Raw genomic sequence first — 6,945 nt, forward strand, 5'->3', positions numbered from 1 at the left:
TTAAATAACATACACCCTTTAGCAGCTTTTTCTCATTGGATTATTAAAAGTTTGAATAAAAAACAACTGGTTTCTTTTTTGGTTATTAAAATCTAAACAAAAATACATGATCACCATTCTTGAATTATAATACTTTTCCAGGATTCATTATCCCTAAAGGATCGAGCGTTTTTTTAATCCCTTGCATAATATCCAATGCGACAGGCGATTTAAAAGAACGAAGTTCTTCGCGCTTAAGCTGACCAATTCCATGCTCAGCAGAAAATGCACCTCTATAGTCCACCACTAAACTATGAATGCGATGATTCATTGTTGACCATAACTGCAAGAACACTGTCGTATCAGCTCCTACAGGTTGTGTAATATTATAATGTAAATTTCCATCGCCCATGTGTCCAAAACAAATCACCCGTGCTCCTGGAGCAATATCTTCTACAATAAGCGCTGCCTCAGCAATAAAATCAGGAATAGAAGCAAGTGGGATTGCAATATCATGCTTAATGGACCCTCCTGCTAACTTTTGTGCTGATGATATACTTTCTCGTAATTGCCAAAAAAAATCTTGCTGTTTTAAAGATTGCGCAACAACTGCATCTTCTATCACCGCATTCTTTAAAGCTTCTTCTAAAATAGTACTCAATACCGATAATGCCTCATCATTGCCTTGCAACGATGAAATGTTCATTAATACATACCATTCATGTTTCCGCTGAAGAGGAGGCTTCTCACACATCTTATAATCTAAAGCCATTTGCAAACTGAGATTTCCCATGAGCTCAAAACCTGTCAACATCCCTCCTCCATATTCTTGAGCCAGAGATAAAAACTCTAAAGCCTTCGCCGGACTATATAATCCCACCAAAGCAACAGCTTTTCCTTTTATTTTTGGAAACATCTTCAAAACGGCTGCGGTTATAACTCCCAATGTGCCTTCTGCACCAATAAAAAGATCTTTTAAATCGTAACCGCTATTGTCTTTTTTAACAAAACGCAAATCATCTAAAATACGCCCATCCGGTAAAACAACTTCTAAACCAAGACAAAGATCACGCATATTGCCATAAGCTAAAACAGCTGTCCCTCCAGCATTCGACGAAAGATTGCCTCCTACTTGGCAAGAACCTTCAGATGCCAAAGAAAGAGGGAAAAAACGACCTGATTCATCCACTTTTTTCTGTAAATCCTGTAAAATAACACCAGCCTCTACAACAACAAAATTTCCCTCAAGATTTATAGCTCTAATCTTATTTAATCGCTCCATGGATAAAAGAACGCTCCCTCCTCTTTCATCTGGTTGTTGTCCCCCCACAAGCCCTGTATTTCCACCCTGTGGCACAATCGGTGTGCGCGTTTTGCTCGCTAACTGCATAATCGATGAGATCTCTGCGCAAGAAGATGGACGTAAAAGTAAAGGTGTTTTTCCATGAAAAAGCCCACGCTCTTCAAGCAAATACGGCGCAATCAACGCTTGATCTGTTATAGCATGCTTAGCACCAACAATTTCCCTAAACCCCTCAATTAATTCCTGCTCCATGTTCATTTCTCCTTTGGAGCTGCAGCCCGTATAAGACGATCATTGATAGCCTCCCCTAATCCGTATGATGGAATAGGTTCTACTGCGATACATCTCACTTTAAATGAATCTAATTCCTTCATATATTGAAATAAATGAGAGGCTGCCTCTTCCAACTTTCCATCTTCGCTAAGGTTTAAAATAGAAACGGCATTTTCAGCCCCCATAACACGCTTTGAACCAAATGCTAAAAGCGCTTCACCATTTTCCACCTTTTCTACATTCAAACGAACCGTGGCATTGGGGGCATAATGCGATTTTAACATCCCAGGAGCTTCAATCGCCGCCCTTTGATCTATCCGTTTTAAAGACTTCCCCACAACTTCTTCAATTTTATCAGCCGTAAGCCCCCCTGGACGCAAAAGATAAATATTTTCACCACAAATTTTAATAATCGTTGATTCTAGCCCTATTTTAGCAGGTCCTCCGTCCAATATTAAAGGAACAGATTCCCCCAAAGATGCAAAAACAGCCTCAGCTGAAGTAGGGCTAAGACGCCCCGATTGATTCGCACTAGGAGCAGCAAGTGGACGGCCAAAATGTTGTACCACTTCCGCAAAACGACTGTCTGGAAAACGAACAGCCAAGGTATTCAAACCAGAGGTTGTTAAAGGATGGATATTATGCTGTTCCTTTAAAGGCAAAACCAATGTCAAAGGCCCTGGCCAAAATTCCTCCATTAATTGGCGTGAAAGAAAGTCAATTTTAACATAACGTTGTGCCATTTCGATGCCGCTAACATGCGCAATAAGAGGATTAATTTGCGGACGACCCTTTGTAGAATAAATAGAAGAAATTGCCCTCCCATTGGTTGCATCGCCCGCTAATCCATAAACAGTTTCCGTTGGTAACGCTACTAACTTCCCTTTTTCAAGAAGCGCTATTGCTTCTCTTATCGAAGCACTATCGAGTGGTAGAATCGTCATGATACATCATTTCTATAACACTCTTTTAGTGATATTATGCTCTTTTTTATTCATATATCACATTGATTTTATATAGTTTTTTTTAAAAGTGCGAGGTTCATAAATAAAGGTTAGGGAATAGGATTTTCCAATATTCTTCTACAAAACATATCTTATTCTGCCAACTTTCTCTAATCATTTTTTGAATTTTGCTAAGTTCTCTTGTGAAAAGCTATTGTTGAAACTCTTGACATAAACTTAACGTGTAGTACATTGTACTACAATTGAATAGGAGGTTTAGCAATGGGAAAAATTCAAGCCCGCATACCTGATGAAGTTCAAGAAATTGCAAGTGCAGTTATTAAGTCTACGGGTTTAACTGTATCGGATGCAGTACGCATGTTTATGACCCGCATTGCTAGAGATCGAGCATTACCGCTTGATCTATTCCAACCGAATCCGGAAACATTACGAGCTATCGAGGATGCTGAAATGAGGCGCATCGAACATACATCATTAGACGGCTTAAGGACCATGATACGGGAAGATAGAACCGAAATGCGTAAATCTGAAAAGCAAACCTAAGCTTGCTATGCGGGAAATTGTCTATACGCGTTCATTCCGGTGTGATCTTAAACATGAAAGCAAAGGTAGGTATGCTAATGCACTAGAGGAGAATTTACTGCTTGTGGTCAAAGCGTTAGCGGAGAATGAACCGCTAACGGCGCATTGGAGAGATCATGCACTAACATGTCAATGGCGCAATTGTCGTGATTGTCATATCAAGCCAGATTTAGTTGTGATCTATCGAAAGCCAGATACCAAAACACTAGAGCTCTTACGACTTGGTTTGCATTCTGAACTACGCTTATGATTGGATCTCCAATTCATAGTAAAAAGAATTTTTCGTAGTTTTGCTTGTATGACAGTTTTCCTAATTCTTTGAGAACCATTGTTTTAAATGTGCAATGACATTATCTAGCGCATCCATGAAGCGTGCAAAATCAAGGATAAGCAAAAAAAAGAAAAAATGCTATCCACTTCATCAAGCGAGACATCATTTTCACGCTTTGATAGGTGATGATCATTTCTTGAAGCATTTCTTTTCTACTTCTGTAATTTCTATATCGTCTTGTGTTTTTTTTCTAACCATGTTTCCACCCACACAAGCGTTGGCCCTGCTTGTTATGCTTTAAGATCTCTCTTACTAAGTTTGAGCTAATGGTGTTCAGATCTTGCCGGCTTAAATAAACAGGTAACCAACCAACACAAGAAGAAGCATATTTATTTGTCGCGCAATCAATCAAAGAGAGCAGCACGCACATCAGCAGCACTTTTTTGATTAACTTCACTTTCCACCTCCAGACGTGTTGTGGCTGCTTTTAAAGCTTTTTCTGTTTGCTTTTGTTGTTCTGCTTTTTTTTCCAAGAGTAAAGGCTCTTGCTAAAATCATAAAAAAAAGCGGCTAAAGCCCATTGAACTAGACCATTGCCCGCTAAAAAACCGCCAAGACCTGAGAAAAAACCAATAATGGGTGCCAATGCTTCTGCTTTACCCCCCGTTTCTACTGTTTGATAGTTAGAGGAAACATAAGCAGCTTTCGTCCATAGCCCTTGCCTCTGATACACGCCGGAGTACAAAACCTTGTAAACGTTTGCCTCTTGGCTTTGGTCCATTTTCTGCAATTCGGTTGGTACAGCTTCATAATCACCCCGATTAAGCCTTTTAAGCAATGTTCTATAGCCTTTTTGAGGGCTTAACGTGCTGCCTATGATTTTCATGGCAAGGTCTGGATATTGTGTGAGTGCTTGCGCATCTTCATCGCTATACCCTTTAGAGCGTAAAAATTGCAAAGTTTGTTTATGTTGTGCGTGTTCCTTGTTGCCCTGCCGCATAAGGATAGATGCATTTGAAAAACTTTCTTGTGGTGTCTTTCCTAACGCAAGTCCTGCAAAAAAATCCATTAAATGCTCGGAAAATTCTGATTTTCTAAAACGCTCCCATAAGCTACTTGGATTTGCTCCTGTCTGAACAAAGTTATCAAGTGACTTGATATAATCTGTTTTTTGTTCAAGATCACCACTTGCTTTTAAATGCTCCTCTTCTGGTAAGTGTGCATTCAAATGTTTTTCTTCTCCTATAGGTGCCTCAAAAAGCTTTTCCTCATCATTTCCAGAATCGTTTTTCAAAGAGTTTTCCGCTATAGATTTCTCATTAAGTTGAGCAATATAATCCATCACATCTTTTTGCTGTCGCCCAGCTTCATCCCCACTAGACTGATCAATGTTCCCAACAAGTGGAGATTGAGGAATCATTGATGCAACACCTCCCTGCTCTGAGAAGTCATGCTTTTGTTGCTCTGGCGCCTCTTGTATCTTAACAGTATCCTTTGAAACATCCGGCAATGGAGGCATTTGGCGCTTTAAATCATCTGTAGACATAATCAATTCTGCTGGCGTTTTTTCCCAGCTTGTTCTGTCCCTGCTTGAGAACCACGAATAAGCTCTGTAGGACTCAATTTTTGTGGAGTATTATCCCCATTGCTCGCATCAAAAGGGTCTGTGCTAAAAGCAGCGCGTTCTAAAAAACTTGGCTTGTATCGCCCTTCCAACGGCGTGCTTGGAGGCGTAGAAAGCTGTTCGAACAAATGCTTTGGCAATTGATACATACCCTGATATATCAAGGGACGCAAAAATTTTGGATCAAACAACTTTAAAAGAGAATTTGTGTTTTCTTGTTCCATCACTGCACCCTTTCCATCTCAAAGCCAAGCTTGCCATAATCCACATGCAAAAAGCCTGTCGCCTTATACAAGAAAACAGCTTCAGGTTTTGACTTCAAAACATCTTGCACCATCACCCCGCGATAGCGCCGCTCTGGATAGCCCTTGTAATTATACTCATAGAGTTTGTGTCCATCTCGCTGCCCTACTCGTACAATATTTTCTTTTGATCTGATGTCGCTAAGCCCAGCAAAAGTACCAAGGATAGTTCCAACATTTCCAACAATCTCCCATGGTTTAGGTTTTGGCTACAACAAGATATTGATTTATAATTATAATTTACTGTTTTGTATGTTGAATGAGAGTCCCGAATAACGTAAGATTCTTTCATTTCAAATCTGTTTATGTTGAATCAATCAAAACCACTCATTTGCACGTCACAAGCGGGGCTGATGTGTGGGTAAAAATTGTACAAGAAAGGAGTAAAAATGGTTCTTATGAATCGTCTTAATGCAAGGGCTGTCGTAACACCCACGAGCTGGTAAATATAATGATGGTGCCGGCTTGTTACTTCATAAGTGTAAAGATGGAGGTGCTCAATGGATTTACCGTTATACCATTCATGGTCGGCGCCGCGAAATGGGCTTGGGTGCCTTGCGAGATGTTTCTTTAAAACAAGCCCGTGAATTGGCAACTAGGTGGCGGGCTGTTTTACGTGAGGGGCGTGACCCTATTAAAGAACGCAACAAACAAAAGCGTGAGGCAATGCGCAATCTCCATTATTTAAAAGATATTGCTCTAGATGCTTTTGAAAGCCGTAAAGCTGAATTAAAAAATGATGGTGAGTCTTGTAATTGGTTTTTACATTTACGCCTCCATATTCTCCCCAAATTAGGTTGCCTCCCCGTTTCAGAGATTACGCAAACAGAGATACGCGATACCCTTGCCCCTATTTGGCATACAAAAGCTGGAACTGCTCGAACAGCACTAATGCGTCTTAATCTTTGTCTCAAACATGCGGCTGCATTAGGGTTAGATGTTGATTTACAAGCAGTAGAAAAAGCAAAAGCTNGCACTAATGCGTCTTAATCTTTGTCTCAAACATGCGGCTGCATTAGGGTTAGATGTTGATTTACAAGCAGTAGAAAAAGCAAAAGCTCTCTTAGGCAAACAACGTCATAAAAAACAAAGCTTACCAGCCATGGATTGGAGAGATGTGCCGGCTTTTTACCAATTTCTCTGCAAAACAACAACTATAAAACATTTAGCTTTGCGTCTGCTTATCCTTACAGGGGTTCGTAGCAATCCTTTGCGTCATATTCGTGAAGATCAGATTGAAGATGATATCTGGACAATCCCTGCTGAGAATATGAAAGGCAAGCGTGATGCCACAACAGAGTTTCGCGTGCCCCTATCATCTGAAGCAATAAAAGTAATTGAACAAGCCCGCTGTATCTCTAAAAGTGATTTCATCTTTTCACTTACCGGTCGTGGTCCTCTTTCACATACGATGATGGCGGCGTATATGAGAAAAAATAAAATTGAAGCCTGCCCCCATGGTTTTCGCTCTAGTTTACGCGATTGGCTTGCTGAAACAACCGATGCCCCCTATGAGGTCGCTGAAACCATCCTAAGTCATACAGTAGGAGGACAAGTAGAGCGCTCCTATCGTCGTACTGACTATCTAGAACAGCGCCGTGTCTATATGGATAAATGGGCGGCTTATGTCACGGGTCAATCTTAAG

The 6,945-nt window shown here is 40.5% G+C and carries 6 protein-coding genes and 4 pseudogenes; 3 read left to right on the top strand and 7 right to left on the bottom strand.

The window, feature by feature from the left end:
• Positions 1-124 precede the first annotated feature (124 nt).
• Together ACFILU_RS03655 and ACFILU_RS03660 are read right to left on the bottom strand one after the other, a co-directional pair.
• Positions 125-1,534 carry an FAD-binding oxidoreductase gene (locus ACFILU_RS03655; protein ID WP_273791339.1) on the bottom strand — a complete coding sequence of 470 codons (1,410 nt, stop codon included), beginning with the start codon at positions 1,532-1,534 and terminating at the stop codon, positions 125-127.
• Between the two features lie 2 nt (positions 1,535-1,536).
• The gene (locus tag ACFILU_RS03660) at positions 1,537-2,499 is read right to left on the bottom strand and encodes an L-threonylcarbamoyladenylate synthase (protein ID WP_375664732.1); all 963 of its coding nucleotides are present in this window, start codon (positions 2,497-2,499) and stop codon (positions 1,537-1,539) included.
• A 282-nt stretch (positions 2,500-2,781) separates the two neighbouring features.
• Between ACFILU_RS03660 and ACFILU_RS03665 the strand changes: the two genes are divergently transcribed.
• Together ACFILU_RS03665 and ACFILU_RS03670 are read left to right on the top strand one after the other, a co-directional pair.
• Positions 2,782-3,063, top strand: a complete 282-nt coding sequence (locus ACFILU_RS03665) for a type II toxin-antitoxin system RelB/DinJ family antitoxin (RefSeq protein WP_273791337.1) — start codon at positions 2,782-2,784, stop codon at positions 3,061-3,063.
• Between the two features lie 7 nt (positions 3,064-3,070).
• Entirely contained in the window at positions 3,071-3,352 is a 282-nt protein-coding gene (locus tag ACFILU_RS03670) for a type II toxin-antitoxin system YafQ family toxin (protein WP_273791336.1), read from the top strand.
• 60 nt (positions 3,353-3,412) lie between these two features.
• On the opposite strand, the pseudogene ACFILU_RS03675 reads toward ACFILU_RS03670, so the two are convergent.
• The 5 genes and pseudogenes from ACFILU_RS03675 to ACFILU_RS03695 all read right to left on the bottom strand — a co-directional run bounded on the left by ACFILU_RS03675 (position 3,413) and on the right by ACFILU_RS03695 (position 5,487).
• Positions 3,413-3,631: pseudogene (locus ACFILU_RS03675) on the bottom strand (hypothetical protein).
• 146 nt (positions 3,632-3,777) lie between these two features.
• Positions 3,778-3,906: a hypothetical protein gene (locus ACFILU_RS03680; RefSeq protein WP_375674800.1), complete on the bottom strand. Its 129-nt coding sequence runs from the start codon at positions 3,904-3,906 to the stop codon at positions 3,778-3,780.
• A 32-nt stretch (positions 3,907-3,938) separates the two neighbouring features.
• Positions 3,939-4,214: pseudogene (locus ACFILU_RS03685) on the bottom strand (glycoside hydrolase family protein); the annotation flags it as partial.
• Positions 4,209-5,221 (bottom strand): annotated as a pseudogene (locus ACFILU_RS03690) (hypothetical protein); the annotation flags it as partial. The pseudogenes ACFILU_RS03690 and ACFILU_RS03685, both read right to left, overlap by 6 nt.
• Positions 5,221-5,487 (bottom strand): tail fiber domain-containing protein, encoded by a 267-nt coding sequence (locus ACFILU_RS03695; RefSeq protein WP_375674798.1) that lies wholly within the window; start codon positions 5,485-5,487, stop codon positions 5,221-5,223. The gene ACFILU_RS03695 and the pseudogene ACFILU_RS03690, both read right to left, overlap by 1 nt.
• A gap of 201 nt (positions 5,488-5,688) precedes the next feature.
• Between ACFILU_RS03695 and ACFILU_RS03700 the strand changes: the two are divergent.
• Positions 5,689-6,944, top strand: a pseudogene (locus ACFILU_RS03700) (tyrosine-type recombinase/integrase).
• Position 6,945: the final 1 nt, after the last annotated feature.

It is taken from the genome of Bartonella sp. CL100XZDX (genome assembly GCF_042195375.1).
Taxonomy (GTDB): Bacteria; Pseudomonadota; Alphaproteobacteria; order Rhizobiales; family Rhizobiaceae; genus Bartonella.

What these genes read in the sequence shown, in the direction of transcription:
- ACFILU_RS03655 (WP_273791339.1), bottom strand. Translation starts at nt 1,534, where the DNA reads ATGGAGCAGGAATTAATTGAGGGGTTTAGGGAAATTGTTGGTGCTAAG.
- ACFILU_RS03660 (WP_375664732.1), bottom strand. Translation starts at nt 2,499, where the DNA reads ATGACGATTCTACCACTCGATAGTGCTTCGATAAGAGAAGCAATAGCG.
- ACFILU_RS03665 (WP_273791337.1), top strand. Translation starts at nt 2,782, where the DNA reads ATGGGAAAAATTCAAGCCCGCATACCTGATGAAGTTCAAGAAATTGCA.
- ACFILU_RS03670 (WP_273791336.1), top strand. Translation starts at nt 3,071, where the DNA reads ATGCGGGAAATTGTCTATACGCGTTCATTCCGGTGTGATCTTAAACAT.